General features: G+C 72.7%; 14 protein-coding genes. 5 read left to right on the forward strand and 9 right to left on the reverse strand.

Annotated features, from left to right (window positions below):
- Positions 1-67: 67 nt before the first annotated feature.
- Together treY and AQJ46_RS20780 are read left to right on the forward strand one after the other, a co-directional pair.
- Complete coding sequence (gene treY, locus AQJ46_RS20775) at positions 68-2,422, forward strand: malto-oligosyltrehalose synthase (protein WP_059207029.1); 2,355 nt, start codon at positions 68-70, stop codon at positions 2,420-2,422.
- A 542-nt stretch (positions 2,423-2,964) separates the two neighbouring features.
- Positions 2,965-4,215: a M14 family zinc carboxypeptidase gene (locus AQJ46_RS20780; RefSeq protein ID WP_059207030.1), complete on the forward strand. Its 1,251-nt coding sequence runs from the start codon at positions 2,965-2,967 to the stop codon at positions 4,213-4,215.
- 49 nt (positions 4,216-4,264) lie between these two features.
- On the opposite strand, the gene AQJ46_RS20785 is transcribed toward AQJ46_RS20780, so the two are convergent.
- From AQJ46_RS20785 to AQJ46_RS20795, 3 genes are all read right to left on the reverse strand, one after another.
- Positions 4,265-4,687 (reverse strand): SSI family serine proteinase inhibitor, encoded by a 423-nt coding sequence (locus AQJ46_RS20785; RefSeq protein ID WP_059207031.1) that lies wholly within the window; start codon positions 4,685-4,687, stop codon positions 4,265-4,267.
- Entirely contained in the window at positions 4,684-6,048 is a 1,365-nt protein-coding gene (locus AQJ46_RS20790) for a M14 family zinc carboxypeptidase (RefSeq protein ID WP_059207032.1), read from the reverse strand. The genes AQJ46_RS20785 and AQJ46_RS20790 overlap by 4 nt, the downstream gene beginning before the upstream one ends.
- A 138-nt stretch (positions 6,049-6,186) precedes the next feature.
- Complete coding sequence (locus AQJ46_RS20795; protein WP_059207033.1) at positions 6,187-6,738, reverse strand: DUF1707 and FHA domain-containing protein; 552 nt, start codon at positions 6,736-6,738, stop codon at positions 6,187-6,189.
- Positions 6,739-6,911: 173 nt separating this feature from the next.
- Here AQJ46_RS20795 and treZ point away from each other — a divergent pair, with 173 nt between their 5' ends.
- Positions 6,912-8,654: a malto-oligosyltrehalose trehalohydrolase gene (treZ, locus tag AQJ46_RS20800; RefSeq protein ID WP_059207034.1), complete on the forward strand. Its 1,743-nt coding sequence runs from the start codon at positions 6,912-6,914 to the stop codon at positions 8,652-8,654.
- 2 nt (positions 8,655-8,656) lie between these two features.
- On the opposite strand, the gene AQJ46_RS20805 is transcribed toward treZ, so the two are convergent.
- The 4 genes from AQJ46_RS20805 to AQJ46_RS20820 form a co-directional block, all read right to left on the reverse strand.
- Positions 8,657-9,211: a hypothetical protein gene (locus tag AQJ46_RS20805; RefSeq protein ID WP_059207035.1), complete on the reverse strand. Its 555-nt coding sequence runs from the start codon at positions 9,209-9,211 to the stop codon at positions 8,657-8,659.
- A gap of 95 nt (positions 9,212-9,306) precedes the next feature.
- Positions 9,307-10,263, reverse strand: a complete 957-nt coding sequence (locus AQJ46_RS20810; protein ID WP_059207036.1) for an aminoglycoside phosphotransferase family protein — start codon at positions 10,261-10,263, stop codon at positions 9,307-9,309.
- Positions 10,264-10,310: 47 nt separating this feature from the next.
- Positions 10,311-11,435 carry an aminopeptidase P family protein gene (locus AQJ46_RS20815; RefSeq protein ID WP_059207037.1) on the reverse strand — a complete coding sequence of 375 codons (1,125 nt, stop codon included), beginning with the start codon at positions 11,433-11,435 and terminating at the stop codon, positions 10,311-10,313.
- 128 nt (positions 11,436-11,563) lie between these two features.
- Positions 11,564-12,187 carry a LysE family translocator gene (locus AQJ46_RS20820; protein ID WP_059207038.1) on the reverse strand — a complete coding sequence of 208 codons (624 nt, stop codon included), beginning with the start codon at positions 12,185-12,187 and terminating at the stop codon, positions 11,564-11,566.
- A gap of 127 nt (positions 12,188-12,314) precedes the next feature.
- On the opposite strand from AQJ46_RS20820, the gene AQJ46_RS20825 reads away from it, so the two are divergent.
- Positions 12,315-13,070, forward strand: coding sequence for a metallophosphoesterase (locus AQJ46_RS20825; protein WP_107117303.1), 756 nt, complete (start codon positions 12,315-12,317; stop codon positions 13,068-13,070).
- Between the two features lie 37 nt (positions 13,071-13,107).
- On the opposite strand, the gene AQJ46_RS20830 is transcribed toward AQJ46_RS20825, so the two are convergent.
- The gene (locus AQJ46_RS20830) at positions 13,108-13,746 is read right to left on the reverse strand and encodes a PDZ domain-containing protein (RefSeq protein WP_059207040.1); all 639 of its coding nucleotides are present in this window, start codon (positions 13,744-13,746) and stop codon (positions 13,108-13,110) included.
- Positions 13,747-13,910: 164 nt separating this feature from the next.
- On the opposite strand from AQJ46_RS20830, the gene AQJ46_RS20835 reads away from it, so the two are divergent.
- Complete coding sequence (locus AQJ46_RS20835; protein ID WP_059207041.1) at positions 13,911-14,657, forward strand: hypothetical protein; 747 nt, start codon at positions 13,911-13,913, stop codon at positions 14,655-14,657.
- 242 nt (positions 14,658-14,899) lie between these two features.
- Here AQJ46_RS20835 and cyc2 read toward each other — a convergent pair whose 3' ends face one another.
- Complete coding sequence (gene cyc2 / locus AQJ46_RS20840; RefSeq protein ID WP_059207042.1) at positions 14,900-17,059, reverse strand: germacradienol/geosmin synthase Cyc2; 2,160 nt, start codon at positions 17,057-17,059, stop codon at positions 14,900-14,902.
- Position 17,060: the final 1 nt, after the last annotated feature.

The following is a 17,060-nucleotide window of genomic DNA, read 5'->3' on the forward strand; positions in this document are numbered from 1 at the left end:
GTCCGCGTCCCACGCACATGGGCCACGCGATGACACGAAAGGCCGCAGGGCGGGTACGTAGGTCTGCATGACATCTGAGCGACCCGACCCGTCGGTGCCGACCGCCACGTACCGGCTGCAACTGCAGCCCGAGTTCCCCTTCGCCGCTGCGGCGGCGGCCGTGCCGTACCTGGCCTCGCTCGGCGTCTCGCACCTGCACCTGTCCCCCGTCCTGGAGTCCGTCCCCGGTTCGACGCACGGCTATGACGTCGTGGACCACGCGCGTGTGCGTGAGGAACTGGGCGGCGAGGACGGGCTGCGGGCACTGTCGCGCACCGCGCGGGACCACGGGCTCGGTCTGGTGATGGACATCGTGCCGAACCACATGGCGATGGCCCCGCGCCACAACCGCGCCCTGTGGGAGGTGCTGCGGGAGGGGCCGAAGTCGTCGTACGCGCGATGGTTCGACATCGACTGGGAGGCACAGGGCGGTCAGCTGCTGCTGCCGGTGCTGGGACACCCGGTCGGCGCGGAGCTCGGCAACCTCAGGGTGGACGGCGGGGTGCTGCGCTACTACGACCACGAGTTCCCGCTCCGCGAAGGCACCGAGGAGCTCCCGCTGCCCCAGCTCCTGGACGCGCAGTGGTACCGGCCGGTCTGGTGGCGGCTGGCCCGTACGGAACTCAACTACCGGCGTTTCTTCAGCATCTCGGAGCTGATCGGGGTGCGGGTCGAGGATCCGGAGGTCTTCGAGGCCACCCACGCGAAGATCCTCCAGCTGCTGCACGAGGGAGTGGTCGACGGACTTCGGGTCGACCACCCCGACGGCCTCGCCGACCCCGACGCCTACCTCCAGCGGCTGCACGAGGCGACCGGCGGGCGCTGGACGGTCGTGGAGAAGATCCTGGCGGACGGAGAGCAGCTGCCGGCCTCCTGGCCGATGGCGGGGACCACGGGCTACGACGCCCTGCGGCACATCGACGGGCTGTTCACGGACCCGGCGGGGTTCGGGGAACTCCTCGGCCAGTACCGGCGTTTCGCCGCCCCGCAGACCGACCGCGGCGGCGACTGGGCCGCGACGGCACGGCGGGCGGCGTACAAGGTGATCACACACGAGCTGGCCACCGAGACCGACCGGCTGACCCGGGTCGCGGCACGCGTGTGTGCCGCGTCCCCGGAACCCGCGCTGCGCGACCGGGCACCCTGGGCATTGCGCACCGCGCTCCAGGAACTCCTGGTGCGCATGGAGGTCTACCGGCCCTACGGTTCCTCGGACGCCGCCGCCGTCGTCACCGAGGAGGCCGCGGCCGAGGCCCGGCCGGCCTTCGTGATCCCCGAGGAGGCGGGCGCCGTCGACGTCGTACGTGATCTGGTGCTGGGGCGGGCCGGTGACGGGCCGGACCATGTGGAGTTCCGGACGCGGTTCGCGCAGACGGCGTCGGCGCTGCGGGCCAAGTCCGTGGAGGACACGGCGTTCTACCGGTACGTGCCGCTGCTGTCGGCGACCGAGGTGGGCGGGAATCCCGGGAGCCCGGCGGTCTCGCCCGAGGAGTTCCACGCCTACTGCACGCGCGTGCAGCGCGACTGGCCACTGACGGGAACCGTGGTGTCGACGCACGACACCAAGCGCAGCGCCGACGTGCGTGCGGCCCTGGCCGTGCTCACCGAGTGCCCCGAGTGGTGGGCGGACACGCTGGCCGAGGTGACCCGCGCCGGCGACGGTGTGCCGGACGCACAGCTGGCGTGGGCGGCCTGGCAGACGGTGTTCGGGCTCGGCCCCGCGGCCCCGGAGCGGATCCAGGAGGCGCTGTTGAAGCATGTGCGCGAGGCGGGGCTGTACACCAGCTGGACGGAGCAGGAGCCGGCGTACGAGGGGGCGGTGGCGGCGTTCGTGGCGGCCGGGCCGTGCGGGCCGCAGGGCGACCATGTGGCCGCGTTGCGCAGTCGCCTCGTGCCGCACATCCGGGCGAACGAGCTGGGTACGGCCCTGGTGCAGCTGACGATGCCCGGGGTGCCCGACGTGTACCAGGGCACGGAGGGCACGTACCTGGCGCTGGTGGACCCGGACAACCGGCGACCCGTGCGCTTCCCGCCGGAGGACTCCGGCGACAAGGGCGCGCTCACGGCAGCGGCGCTGCGGCTGCGCCGACGCCGGCCGGATGTCTTCGGTGACGCGGCGACGTACACGCCGCTGGTCGCGGAGGGGCCCTCGGCGGCGCACTGCGTGGCGTTCGTGCGCTCCGGGGAGGTGGTCACCGCGGTGACCCGGCTGTCGCTGCGGCTGGCGGAGGCGGGCGGCTGGCGGGAGACGGTGCTGCCGCTGCCGCCGGGCGTGTGGCGCGATGCGCTGGTGCCGGAGCGGGAGTTCTCCGGGCACGCGCGCGTGGCGGAGCTCCTGGGCGAGTCGCCGGTGGCGCTGTTGGAGCGGGTCGCCACGGACTGACCGGGCGCGAGTGGATGAGGCGGGGGTGGCCGTCTGCGGCCGGGTCTTGCGCAGGAGGTCCGCGAAGGCCTCGGCCGCGCCGGTGAGCGGCACGAGCGCCGCGGCGGCCCCGGCGGGTACAGCACTGCCCTACGTGCCGCAGCCCTCGGTCTCAGGTCTCGTGCGGAATTGGTTGCCCGTGTCCGGAGTGCCGTCGCCCTCGGCGGCCACGTAGAGGTGTTCCACGGGATAGCCCTTTCTCGTCAGCAGGTAATCAGGTCCAGTCCCAACCGCCGCGGTGACGCCTGCGGCCTTCATCGCGAAGGTGGTGACGGAGACCGGCGGCGGCCGGGTCCTCGGGCCGCATTCCACGCTGCACCAGCAGTGACGCCGAGTCGCTGGAGGGGGCGCAGGCGCGTGGGCAACCCCGTCGGCACCCACACTTCTACCAGGTGCCGGCAAATGCCTCCGGGCGCCCCCTGGAGGCTCCCCCACGGCGCGCTTGACAGCTCAACCAGACCGTGGGGTACTGCGAACTGCGAGGCCGGTCGGACGTGTCGGGGGTGAGTCTCCTGCCGGAGCTGCGCTACCCCACGGTGACCGAACTGGTTTTGTCCGCGAGGGCGTTGGCCGCACAGCGCCCCGACGTCTGCCGGCTGAGGCAGGTGGGTGTCTCGCGAGCGGGCAGGCCCCTGCATGTGCTGTCGATCGGTCATGCCCGCCGGGCCGTCCTGGTGGTCGCGGGCGCCCACTCCAACGAACCGACCGGCGGCCCCGCCGCCCTGTCGGTGGCCGCACGGGTCCTGGCCGAGCGGGAGTTGAGATCGGGCACGTCCTGGCACTTCCTGCTGTGCGCCGATCCGGACGGGGCGAGTCTCCATGTCACCCCGGCTCCGCGCAGCCTCTTCGACTACCACCTCGGCTTCTTCCGGCCCGCCGGAGAGGAGCAGCCGGAGTGGGCGCCCGCGATGCTGCCGCCCGATCGGCTGCCGCCCGAGACCCGCATCCTGACCGGGCTGATCGACGAACTGCGCCCTTACCTCCAGGTGTCTCTGCACGGCACCGATCTGGGCGGCAGCTGGGTGCAGTTGACGAAGGACGTGCCGGGCCTCGCCGAGCCGTTCTCGAAGTCCGCGGCGGAGTTGCACATCCCGGTGGAGACCGCTGCCTCGGACGCGGCGGGCTGGCCGGCGTCCGGGCCCGGGGTGCATGTGATGCCGGCGCCGGGCGCGGGGGCGGCCTACCCGAGCATGCCGGACGACGCGCGGCGCAGCACCTGGTATCACGCGCACCGCTACGGCGGTCTGACCGCGGTGGTGGAGGTGCCGATGTGGGCGAGCGACCTGGTGGACGATCCGGCGCCGCATCCGACGCCGGCGGCGGCGATGGGGCGGCTGGCGGGCCGGCTGCTGCGCCAGTCGCGGGCGGTGGACCGGGTGCTGGCGGATGCGCTGCCGCGTCTGGAGGGCGTCGACGGGCCGCTGCTGCGGGCCGCCACCTGGAGCCTGGGGCTGGTTCCGGGACTGGCCGCGGACTGGATCGGCACCCGGCCCGCCGACGAGACCAGGGCGTACATCGGCAGTGTGGACGCGTTCTCCCGTCGGCTGCCGCTGCGGGCGGCGGCCATGCTGCTGCGGGTCCTGCGGGAGGCCGACGACCGCGCGGCACCGCGTCTCGAAGGGCTCGTCAAGGCCTGGAGCGACGCCTTCGCGGACCGTTTCCAGGCCCGCTGGGTGCCGTTGGAGCACCAGGTGGAGCACCAGGCCCGCACGGTCGTGGCGGTGGCGCTGCACGCGCGCGTACGGGCGGACTGAGCCGACGTCGCTCCACGCGTGTGTGCGTCACCACGCCACACGTCACGCCTCAGCTCTCCAGGGCGAAGACCGCCCCGGTCCGCGCCCGCATCACACATCCGTTCGGGAAGGTCTGCCGGTACTCGACCGGTCGGCCGTTCCACTCTCCGTCGGCCTGGGCGGTGACCGGTGCGTAGAGCATCGTGCAGTAGCCGTCCGCAGGCGGAAGTGAGCCGATGTCGCCGTTGACGGCGGCGAGTTGGTCGCAGGCCTCGGCTGCCCGGCCGTGGCCCTGGGGCGGGTCGCACAGCAGGAGGGTGCCGCGGGTGTCGCCGGAGCGGCCGTCGCCCTTGGTCACCATGAGGAAGAGGTGGTCTCCGGTGGAAGGCCCGGTCGGCGCGGGAGCCGCGGCGGCGAGGAGCAGGACGGCCGCCACCGTCAGACCCGCGCGTGCCGCTCGCCGTACCGCCGTCGCTGTGATCGTGAACGTCATTCCCGATGCATCGGCACGGCAGCCTCGGAACCCCACCCCGGCTCACCCGAACGGGAGCATGCGGGCGCGTGCCGCGCGGCGAGTTCGAAGGCGGCGAGCACCACCCGCGACTGGTACTCGATCTGGCGCGGGACCGGGATCCAGCGCGCCCCGAAGCCGTCGTGGTAGTCGGCGCACCAGATGTCGATGAGCCGGTCCAGCTCCGGCAGGGCCCCGGCCGGGTCGGCGCCCGCGCGGGTCACGAGCTGGTGCAGGAGCCCGGCCGTGCGCAGGGCCAGGCGCCGTCCGGCGATGCGCAGCGCGGCCAGGTGGCCGGTGCTGAGCGGGGGCAGCGGGCGGCCGCCGTCGATGACGTCGGGGTCCCAGGCGTCGGCGAGTCCGGGGCCGACCAGTAAATAGTCCTCGACCGGGGCGAGCAGGCGGGCCGCGTCCGGGGCGTCCGACACCTGCGGGCGGATCCGCGCCAGGACGTCCTCCAAGAGGCGTGCGTCACGGCGCAGTGTGTGGCTGACGGTGCGCAGCACGGCGGCCGCGTCGGCGGGTGTGCCGCCGTCCTCGACGGCGGCCACGCCCCACATGGGTGCCTCGACGACGGCGGTCACGGTGCCGTGCCGGTGCGGGTGGTACCAGGTCGACTCGACGGCGGCCTCGGTGATGGCGGCGGCCAGGTCGCCGCGGCGGGGCGGCGGGATCCGATAGACGGCGGGGCCCAGGCACGGCCAGTACAGGGTGTCGTACGGGCCGAGCTCGCGGGGGACGCCCAGCCGGGCCGCCGTGTGGGCGACGCGCCGGGCGAGGCCGGGCAGGTCGCGGGTGAGTTCGACGAAGCCGCCGCCGACGTCGACGCCGTGCAGGGAGCACTGGAGGAAGGGCCGCAGTTCGTCCTGGAGGGCGAGGAGGGTGCGGGTCTCCGGAAGCGCGGCGGCCTCCGCGCCGTCGGGCAGCCATTCCGGCTGTTCGCCGAAGCCGGGCCGGAAGAAGTTCCGGAAGTAGCGGTCGAGGGAGTACGGGCCACGCAGCCAGCCCTCGTTGCGGCGCAGGCCGTCGGGGTCGAGGCAGAGCAGGAGGTTCCAGGTGGCGTCGGCCTCGACGGTGAGCCGGGGGTCGGCCAGCGCCCGCTCGGCCAGCCTGAGGACGGTCCCGCCGCCCACGGGCTCGTTGGCGTGCGGACCGGCGACGACGAGGGCCTGGCGGCTGCCGTGGCCGACGGAGAGCAGCCACAGGGGGTTGCCCGCGCGGGAGGTGCCGGCGCGGCGCAGTCGGGCGTCTGCGGGGTGGCGGGCGACGAGCGCTGCGGCCCGTGCGCCGAGTTCGTCGACGGTCGGGTAGCGGAGGAGGGGCGGCAGGGCACACCTCCACAATGTGGTGCCGTCGGTTCACCTGGTGTGCATGGTGTACGCACAGTCAGTCACGAGTTCAGGGGTACGTCAACACCGCGCGACGGACAGGGTTTTAGGTCGCGACGGCACGTAAATCCCAGGCCAGAGGTGAGGTTGTGCTCAGTTGACCGCGAGCCGGAAGGCCATCCGGCCGAACCCCACCTGGTCGCCCTCACGGACGACGGCGGCACCGATGACCCGTCGGCCGTTGACCGTGGTGCCGTTGGTGGAACCGAGATCCCGCAGGACCCACATGCCGCCCTGCCGGCTGAGTTCGGCATGGACCCGGGAGACCGTCTCGTGGGTCAGCCGCAGGCCGTTCGCCGGATCGCGGCCGATGCGCAGCGCGTGGCCGCTGCCGGGATGCGGCAGCAGCAGCTTGGGCAGGCGCTCGGCCTGCCACGCCCTGCGCAGCCGTACGGTGAAGCCGGAGACGGCCTCGACGGTGCCGAACACCAGGCGCGAGACGCGGCTCTCCTGGGGCAGGTCGACGGTGAGCGCGGCGAGTTCGTCGGACCGGCGAGCGATGAGGGCCAGCTCCATGCGGCGCACGAACGTGTCGTGCGACAGGCGGCCCATGGCGACGCCGTCACGGAGCACCTTCAGCACCTTGTCGCGCTCCGCGTCGGACAGCCGCGCGGGGTACGTGTTGAACTCGAAGGACGACGTCACGTTGGTGATTGTCGGGCAGTGAACCCCGGGTGTCCAGAAAACGAGACAACGCCCGTCACCGGCACGTACCTGACGACACCTGCCGCAAAGGGGAAGATTCACAGGCGGATTGATCGCGTTTGACGCCACCATGGACGGGCTACATCACGGTGAGCAGACGAAGGGGACCGTCCGTGCAGTTCGAGGTGTGGGCACCGCAGGCCGGCCGTGTGACGCTCCATTGCGAGGGCGCACGCGCGATGGAGCGCGATCCGGAGCGCCCGGGGTGGTGGCGTGGCGAGGCGGAGGCCGGGGACGGCACCCGCTACGGCTTCGCGCTGGACGACGGCCCCGTCCTTCCCGATCCGCGCTCGCGCCGTCAGCCGGACGGCCCGGACGGGCTCAGCGCGGTCGTCGAGCAGGAGCGGTACGCATGGCGTACGCGGTGGGCGGGCCGTCCGCTGCCTGGCGCGGTCCTCTACGAGCTGCATGTGGGCACCTACACACCCGAGGGCACCCTGGACGCGGCCGCCGCCCGTCTCGACCACCTCGCCGAACTCGGCGTCACCCACGTCGAGTTGATGCCGCTGTGCCCCTTCCCGGGGCGACACGGCTGGGGCTATGAGGGCGTGTCCCTGTGGGCCGTGCACGAGCCCTACGGCGGTCCCGAGGCCCTGAAGCGTTTCGTCGACCGGGCGCACGAGCTGGGCCTGGGGGTCGTCCTGGACGTGGTGCACAACCATCTGGGTCCGTCGGGCAACTATCTGCCCGTCTTCGGACCGTACTTCACGGACACGCACCACACGCCCTGGGGTTCCGCGGTCAATCTGGACGCGCCCGGATCCGACGAGGTGCGCGCGTTTCTGCTGGGCAGCGCGCTCTCCTGGCTGCGGGACTACCGGATCGACGGCCTGCGCCTGGACGCCGTGCACGCGCTCGCCGACACGCGCGCGTGCCACTTCCTGGAGGAGCTGTCGACGGCTGTCGACACCCTCGCCGCCGAGCTGGGGCGGCCGCTGTTCCTGATCGCCGAGTCGGACCTGAACGACCCGCGGCTCATCACGGCCCGAGCGGACGGCGGTCTCGGGCTGCACGCGCAGTGGAACGACGACTTCCACCACGCCCTGCACACCGCGCTGACCGGGGAGTCCCAGGGCTACTACGCCGACTTCGCCCGTGCGCCCCTGGCCGCGCTCGCCAAGACCCTCACCGGCGGCTACTTCCACGACGGCACCTACTCCAGCTTCCGTGGCCGCAGCCATGGGCGCCCACTGGACCGTACGCGCGCGGCGGCGCACCGGTTGCTCGGCTACTCCCAGACCCACGACCAGGTCGGCAACCGCGCCGTGGGCGACCGGCTGGCGGCGTCGCTCTCCCCCGGCCTGGTGGCCTGTGCGGCGGCGCTCACCCTGACCGCTCCCTTCACGCCCATGCTGTTCATGGGTGAGGAGTGGGCGGCGGGCACGCCCTGGCAGTTCTTCACCGACCACACCGATCCCGAGCTCGCCGAGGCCGTACGGCGGGGCAGGCGGCGGGAGTTCGCGGAGCACGGCTGGGCCGAGGAGGACGTGCCCGACCCGCAGGACCCGGCGACCCGGGACCGCTCCTGCCTCGACTGGTCCGAGCTCGAACGCGACCCTCACGCGCGCGTACTCGCCTGGTACCGCCGGCTCCTCGCGCTGCGGCACGAACAGCCGGACCTCACCGACCCCGACCTCGCCGACACCAAGGTCGCTTACGACGCGGACCAGCGCTGGCTCGCCTTCCGCCGCGGGGACGTCCGGGTGGCCGTGAACCTCGCGAAGTCTCCGGCGGCGATCCCCCTCGGCCCCCGGGAGGCCGCCGTCCTCGCGGCCTGGGAGCCCGTGGAGGCACCGGGCGCGGACGGGGTGCTGCATGTGCCCGGGGAGTCGTGCGTGGCGCTGCTTCAGGCCTGACCTCACGAAGCCCCCTTCGCTGCCCCGGTTCGCGCGAAGGCGGACAGGGGAACCGGTTCCTGGTGGTGGGCGCGTGTGCGCAGGCCGCGGACGACGATCACGCCGAGGCGGAAGACGACCTCCCCGAAGGCCATGAGGACCAGGGCAGCCACCCACGCCTGCCCACCGGTGATGTCGTGATCGGCGGAGAAGCGGGCGACGGACGCCCCACCGGAGGGGTGGGAGGACCAGACCGCGAAGCCGAGGCGGAACCCCATGCTGACCACCCACAGGGCCGCCGCGCCCAAGGTCGCCTTGACCCGTATGTGTCCGTCCGTGTACCGGACCCGGGTGATCGAGCCTCCGGCCAGTCCCAGGGCGACGCCGGTCCCGGCGAACGCGCCGATCAGCACGAGGTCGTTGCCCGCGGTGGGGATGTCGTGCAGGTAGGCGGTCCCCGCCCAGGTGATCAGTGCGAGCGGCAGCAGCACTGTGCGGAGTGTCAGCCTCTCCTCGCGCAGCTGCCGGAAGACCACGAGGAGAAGCGCCACGTCGATGAGCCAGTCGGAGATCGTCATGCCTCGACTATCCGGCTCCGGCACGGTCGCGCGCCTCGATCCAGGGGTGGAAGGAGGGTGGAAAAGACCAGGTGGAGACGTCTACAACTCCGCGCCTACAACTCCGCGTCGTCCGGCTCCTCGTCCCGCAGTTCCGTGACGCGTTCCAGCAGGATCGCCTCCCAGGCGCGCAGCAGCCGGGTGCGCAGGAGTGGCAGGGGGACGGCATCGCGGCCCTCCAACCCTGCGGCGAGGCGGATCACGGTGTCGCAGCGGGCGAGCCAGAGGCCGCGCAGGCAGGGCCGGGCACCGTAGCCGGCGAGGGTGGCGGCGCGTACGGCGGCGGGCGAGCCGACGGCGAGGGCGAGGCCCGCGATGTCCTCGGCGGGGTCGCCGACCACCGTGGCGGTCCAGTCCAGGACGCCGCGCACCCGGCCGTCGGCGCTGATCACCAGGTGGTCGCCGGTCAGGGCGTGGTGCACGAGGACCGCGCCGCCGGGCTGCGCGGCGAGCTGGACCGCGGCCGGCGAGGTGAGCTGCTGGAGCCGGGCCGGATCGAACTCGTCCGCCGCGCGCAGGCGGTCGGCGGCCCGGCCGGCCTCCCGACGCAGTGCCTCCAGGGAGCGCGGGGCGACGCGTGGGACGCCGAGCGCCTCGGCCTGCCGTACCGGCACCTCGCGCAGCCCGGTGAGCAGTCCGGCCAGGTCGGCCTCGCCGACGGCGGAGACATCGTGCTCCTCGGCCGAACCGCCGGGCACCTTGGTGTCGAGCGTGTAGGCCAGCCCGGGCGCCCACTCGCCCTGCGCCACGCTGGTCGGCACCGTGACCGGGACGTGCGGGCGGACCAGGTCGCGCAGCCGTAGTTCACGGCGTCTGCGGGTGGAGGCCGCGCGGTCGCCCGCGAGGCGGAGCACATGGCGGGTGCCGACCCACCAGGTGGAGTGCCCGCCGCCCTCGGCGACGGGCCGGACCTCGGGCCCGCCGGCCTCGCCCGCGCCGGGCGTGCTGTCCTTGAGCAGGGAACGGACCAGTCGGCGGACCGTGTCCGCGGTGGGTGTCGGTGCCTGGGTCATGGTCGCGCCGTAGTCGCTCGGGGGTGGAGGGGCTCCTGGGGGCTGGGTCAGTCCACTATGACCATCTCGCGGGTGGTGTCGTTGAGCCTGCGGCCGCCCTCCTCGGTGACCGTGACGATGTCCTCGATGCGTACCCCGAAGCGGCCCGGCAGATAGACGCCGGGCTCCACGGAGAAGCACATGCCCGGGACGAGGGGCTGTTCCTCGCCCTCGATCATGTACGGCGGTTCGTGGGTGGTGACGCCGATGCCGTGCCCGGTGCGGTGGATGAAGTATTCGCCGTACCCGGCGTCGGCGATGACCGCGCGGGCGGCCCGGTCGACCTCCTGGCAGGGCACGCCGGGCCGTACCGCGCGGAAGCCCGCCTCCTGCGCCGCACGCACGAGGTCGTGCACCCGGCGCTCCTCGTCGGTGGGTTCACCGACGTGGACCGTGCGGGAGGTGTCGGAGCCGTATCCGTCCTTGAGGCCGCCGAAGTCGAGGACGACCATGTCGCCGCGTTCGATGACCCTGTCGCCCACCTCGTGGTGCGGGTTGGCGCCGTTCGGCCCCGAGGCGACGATGGTGAAGTCGACCTGGGAGTGGCCGAACCGGCGCAGCAGTCCGGCGAGGTCGGCGGCCACCTCGGACTCCCTGCGGCCGCCGAAGGGAACGTTCCGGATCTCTTCGAAGGTTGCGTCGGCGGCCGCTCCCGCGGCCGCCAGCAGTTCCAGTTCCGCCGTGTCCTTGACGGCCCGCAGCATCGGCAGGGCCTCGGTGAGGGAGGCGTACGACGTGCCGGGCAGTGTCTTCTGCAGGCCCAGCAGGTGCATGGCCCAGGCGTTGTCGCTGATGCCGAACCGGCCGCCGGCATCCAGGAGGGCGGCGGTGGCGGCGTAGGGGTCCTTGCCGTCGGTCCAGTCCCGGAGCGTCAGGGCGCTCGCGCCGGCCGCCTTGCCGGCGTCCGGGGCCTCCAGGGTGGGCACGACGAGGACGGGGTCCTGTCCGGGGGCGAGGACCAGCAGGGTGAGCCGTTCGGTGACGGCGGTGGGCGCGTAGCCGGTGAGCCACACCAGGTCCGGGCCGGGGGCCACGAGGAGACCGGCGAGCCCGGCCTCGGCGGCCGACCGAGTCGCGCGCTCCATGCGCGCCCTGTAGTCGTCGGCGGCGAAGGGCGCTGCGGTGCCGGTCATCCGGGCCTCCCTGGGCGGGTGCGGGTCTTAGGGCAGCATCCTGCCCGGACGGCGAGGGGCGCGCGAGCCGGTCGACACGTCTTGTCGACACGTCTTTCGGACGGACCGTACGGAGTACCGGCCCCGCGTCAGCTCTCCAGGGCCATGCGGACACCGAGGAGCAGCAGTACGCCTCCGGAGACCTGTTCCAGACGCCGGCGCACGCCCGCGCGGGACAGCACGGCCCGCAACCGGCCCACGAACCACACGTAGAGGCCGTAGTAGCCGACCTCGTAGACCGCCCAGAGTGCGGCGAGCCCGACCATGGTGAGCAGGTGCGGAGCGCCCTCGGGGACGAACTGCGGCAGGAAGGACAGCGCGAAGACGGCCGCCTTGGGGTTGGCGAGGTTGAGCAGCAGTCCCGCGCGGTAGGCGGCCCAGCCGGTCCTGCCGGTGCTCTCCCAGCCGCCGTCGGCCGCGGCTCCCTTGGTGCGGCGTGCCTGCCGCAGCGCCTGGATGCCGAAGACGACGAGCACGACGGCGCCGCCGATGCGCATCACGTCGTACGCGATCTCGGAGGCGGTCAGCAGCGCGGTCAGGCCGAGCGCGGCGACGACGCCCCAGATGAACACCCCGGTCTCGTTGCCGAGCACGGTCAGGAAGCCGGAGCGTCTGCTGTGCAGCGACTGCTTGATGATCAGCACGGTGCTCGGCCCGGGTGACGCGGCGATGAGGGTGCAGGCACCGAGGAAGGCGATGAGCGTGGTCGGCATGGGCTCATCGTGACGCCGGCGACTGGATCCGGACCAGTGGTTTTCCGTCGATGGACGGGAGGGTCTTGATCAGGCACTAGCGCTAATGCTTGGATCCACTCAAGCCATTAGAAGAGGGGGTACGGTCGTGCTGGCACTCGCACACATCAGCGATCTGCATCTCGACGGGAGCGCACGGGCGACCGAGCGCGCCGAGCGCGTGCGTGACCGGCTGTGGCGGTTGCCGGGGCACGTGGACGCTCTGCTGGTGACCGGCGACATCGCGGATCACGGTGCCGAGGCGGAGTACGAGGAGGCCGCGCGCATTCTGGGACTGCACGAGGGCGACCCGCCGTTCCCGGTGCTCACCTGCCCGGGCAACCACGACAGCCGGTCCCCGTACCGCAAGGCCATGCTGCGGCGGCCCGCGGACGACGGGCCCGTGAACAGCGTGCAGGTCTTCGACGGCGGCGCGGTGCTGATGTGCGACTCCAGCATCCCAGGCAGCGACGAAGGGGCGCTGGACGAGGAGACGTACGCCTGGATCGAGGCGACCCTCGACGAACTGGACGGGACCCTTCCGGCGCTGTTGGCCTTCCACCATCCGCCGGTGGCGCTGCACCACCCGCTCCCCGACTCCTACCAACTGGACGGACCCGGGCGACTGGCCGCGCTGCTGGAGCGGAGGCCCGAGATCGCCGGACTGATCACCGGTCACGCGCACACGCCCGCGGCGACCGTGTTCGCCGGGCGGCCGCTGGTAGTCGGACCCGGCGTGACCTGGACGCTGCGGCTGCCCTGGGAGGGCGAGCAGCTCGCGGACCGGGACGCGCCGGTCGGTCTGGCCTTTCATGTGCTGGACGACGACGGACGGCTCACCACGCACTTCCGGGTGGTCACTTGAACAAGGAGCGCGTGAGAAGCGTTCACCTGACGGGGGTTCACGTGACGACGCCCGGCACGGTCGTCAACTGCTGGTAACCGCCGCCGCGGTGGCGCACCGTCAGCACGACCTCGCGGCCGGGGCGGGCGCCGGCGACGGCTCGCGCGAGGTCGGCGGCGGTGTCGATCCGGGTGCGGCCGAAGACGAGGAGTACGTCGCCGCGGACCAGGCCCGCCGTGAAGCCCGGGCCCGGGATGTGGACGCCGACCACCAGCGCGCCCGACTTCTCGGCGTCCACGGCCTCCAGCCCCAGGGTCGCGGTGACGGGGACCCGTCGGCGGGGCGGAGCCGATGCGGAGGGGTTCGCGGGCTCGGAGACGGGCGGGCCCGTCCGGGTGCGCTGCCCGTCCTGGCCCGGTGCGCCCCGACCGGAGGCAGCCTGCCCCGGCACTCCCGACCCGCCCGCCTGCCGTTGCAGTTCGGCCAGTCTGCTCATGCCGATCACGGTGACGCCCACCGTGCCGAGGCCCACCCCCGTCAGCACCAGGACGGCCGCGACGAACAGGCCGAACAGCAGGGTCGTGAGCCGGCGTCCGCGCCGGCGCGCGGCGTGCGGGCGCCGGGCGGACCCTGACTTCTTGCCTCCGCCCGGTTCCTGACCGGGCATCGGCTTGGGGCGCAACGCAGTCTGTTCCATGGATCGCCTCCGGCTGGATCACCACCGGATGGTGCCTACCCGGCGCACCGGCGCGCGACGAGCCACGAACGAGTGAGACTGACGGGGGGTCAGGAACGGGAAGCGGCCCGAACGGCCGTCCCCCGGAGGACGGCGAGGAGAAGATCCTCGCGTACGTCGCCGAGGTGGAGCGGGAGATCCGCGAGGAGTGCGAGATCTCCCTCGACGAGGAGCGCGCCGAACTCCGCGCCGCCCTGGGCTTTCCCGAGCGCTCCCCGGTCGAGCTGGTGGGCATGCTGCATGCCGCCCTGGCGCGCACGGAGCCCGACCACACGCTCCTCAACGCGGAGGAGGGCAGGGCCTACGACCTGATCGGTCCGCCCCCGCCGCCGCTGTGGGAGCCGGTCCTGGCGCAGGGTCGCGCGGATCTGACCGCGCTGCGGGCGGGAGAGAGCGCGGTGTGGCAGGCGGTGGCAGAGGATTCCGTACGGCGTCGACTCGCACTGCGGGCCGCGCAGTTCGACCGGGCCGAGGGTGACCTGGAGCTGTTGCGGCGGTTGCCGCGGTACGAGACGCGGTCGTCGATGACGGACGAACTGCGGCTGGCCGGCGTGCTGGTGGGTGGGTACGGCCGGGCGGAGGACCTGCCGCTGCTGCACGAGGTGCGGGAGACGGACTTCGACACGGCGTGCGGGCTGAGCGAGATCCCCGGACCCGGCGCGGACCCGGCCGAGCTGCGTCGCTGGGCCCAGGAGACCGACGACCTGTTCTTCGGCGGGGATCCCGCCGAAGAACCGCTGTACACCTGGACTGATACGCCGCTCCGACGCGATCGAGCTCGACCAGAGCCTGTTGCGCCGGGCCGACGACCCGACCCGGCTGGACACCGCCGAACTGAGCGCTCTCGCCGACGACTTCGAGCGGCTCGGTGAGCCGGTCCAGGCGCGGCGGGCGCGGGCGCCTGCACACGGCCCTCCAGGACCGCCCGCAGCACTGAACACGGGCGGTCGGGATCGGGGCGTCTGCGTCCTGCGGCGGGCTGAAGATTCGGCGGTCGGGCCACCCCTGTGGTCGTCGAGCCGGGCGGGCGAGCAGCCGCCGGGCCGACGGGCACGCGGGCGGTCGAAAGAGCCCGGGCGGTCATGACGTCCGAGCCGGTCGGCAGCCCCAGCTGTCAACCCGCCAGGGGCAGCGCCGACGGCCGGTCCGGGAGGAAGCCGTGGGTGCGACGGGCCAGGTGATCCGCCTTGTAGCGGTCGACCGTGCGGTGCCAGTGGAGGATGCCCGCCATCCAGTGCTGGAGGTCGGTGACATAGCCCCGCATGATCTCCCGCGCTTCCTCCGAGAGACCGAAGTCGTCGTAGACCACGGGCAGTTCGTGCGCGGCGACATGCTCGAACTGCTGCATGCGCTGGGTCATCAGGTCGTGGACGACGCGCAGCGCGGTCGGGTAGTCGATGCCGAAGAAGTTCTGCACGACAAGGATCGCGTTGTGGACCTCGCCCTCGTACTCGATCTCCTTCTGGTAGGAGAAGACGTCGTTGACCAGGCACGCGTAGTCGACGGCGGCGTTCTCCAGGGAGCGCACCGGTCCGCTGCGGTAGACCTCCGGCGGGACGGCGGGGCCGTGGCCCATCCGGCACAGGCTCATGGTGAGGTCCGAGCCGAAGGTGGCGCGCCGCATCTCCAGGTAGTCGACCGGGTCGGGGACGCGGTGCTGGATCTGGTTGGCCAGCTCCCAGACCCAGCTCTCGGTCATGACGTTCACGGCGTCCTTGAGGGTGCGCCGCTGGTCGGGGGTCATCTCGGTCGTGGTGCGGGACCACAGGTCGATCAGGCCGCGTTCCATGGCGTTGACGGGGACCAGGACCTGCTCGCCGTCGAGGGGCATGCAGTCCGACAGACGCTGTGTGGTCAGGCGGGCGGCGGCGAGGTCGCGGCGGCCGCCGTAGACGAGCGGGTAGTAGTCGTCGCCATAGGTTCCCCAGGCGAGCCAGTCCGAGCTGAGGTCGAGGGCCTCGGGGCTCGCGTCCGGGTCGATGCCCGCCGCGCACAGGGGGAGATCGGCCGCGGCAAGCTTGTCCTCGTCCCAGACGCCCTCCTGGAGCACGCCCATGCGGTGCGTCCACTCGATGAGGCGGGGGCGGGCGCCGGGCAGGTGCGGGCTGAGTTCGTTGTGGAAGGGCATGTAGAAGTCGGGCAGCAGGGACGGACCGACCTTCTGGAAGGGCACATGCGTGTGGACGCGCAGCCGCTCGGCGCCGGCCGCCGCGAGCAGGGCACCGACGTCGGCGGCCGAGGTGCCGGGGCCGGTCGGGGTCTGCCAGGGGGAGGTGGTCTCGGCGCGGGCGTTCATGTAGCGGCTGGAGCGCATGTGCCATTCGTGGCCGCCGGACTGCCAGTCCTGGAGGCCTTGCGTGTATGCGGCGACGGCGGTCAGCTCGTCCGGTGAGAGACCTTTTTCCAGGGCGATCGCGGGGACCTCGGTGAGGGCGGTGTGCTCGAACTGGTGGAGGCGGGAGGTGAGGACGTCGTTGACGGTGTCGGCGGCCTCCTGGGTGGTGCAGCCGAAGAAGGTCTCCAGGACGAGCACGCCGTTGCTGAGCTCGCCCTCGTCCTCGACCTCGCGCTGGTAGGAGAACAGGTCGTTGCGCAGGTGGACGCCGTCGGAGAAGGTCTCCATCAGGACGCGCAGGGGTCGTGTTCCGGCGACGGACGGCGGTACCTCGGCCGTCGCGTACTCCACGAGACCGGCCGACCAGGGGGCGCCACCGACCTTGCGGCGCATCTCGATGTACTCGACGGGGTTGGCGATCCGCCCCTCGTTGATGTTGGACAGCTCCCACAGCGACTCGTTGAGCAGGTGCTCGGTGGCGACGGCGAAGCGGCGGCGCCAGTCGGCGGACATCGACGGCACGGTCCGCGTCCACAGGTCGGCGAGGCCGGCCTCGACCGGGTTCTCCGGCTCCGGCATCGGGGTCGACAGGTCCATCGGCATGAACAGCGGCAGCCGGTCGAGGTAGGCCTTGCCGCCGGCGCGGTCCTGGGTGCGCTTGAAGGTCTCCAGGAAGTGGTCGTCGAAGAAGAACACCCACACGTACCAGTCGGTGATGAGGGAGAGGGCGGGGCCGTCGCAGTCGGGGTGTGTGTAGGCGCAGAGCAGGCCGTAGTCATGCGCGTCGAGGTCGGACTGCTCCCAGATCCCGGACCCCTCCAGCATGCCCATCTCGTGCGCCCATACGGTCGAGTGGGCACGGGCCTCGTCGACGTGCGGGTTCAGCCGCGCGGGGTACGGCATGTAGAAGTGCGGGAGTTCGAAGGGCTGCTGCGTCATG

The sequence above is a fragment of the Streptomyces canus genome, from assembly GCF_001514145.1.
Lineage (GTDB): Bacteria > Actinomycetota > Actinomycetes > Streptomycetales > Streptomycetaceae > Streptomyces > Streptomyces canus.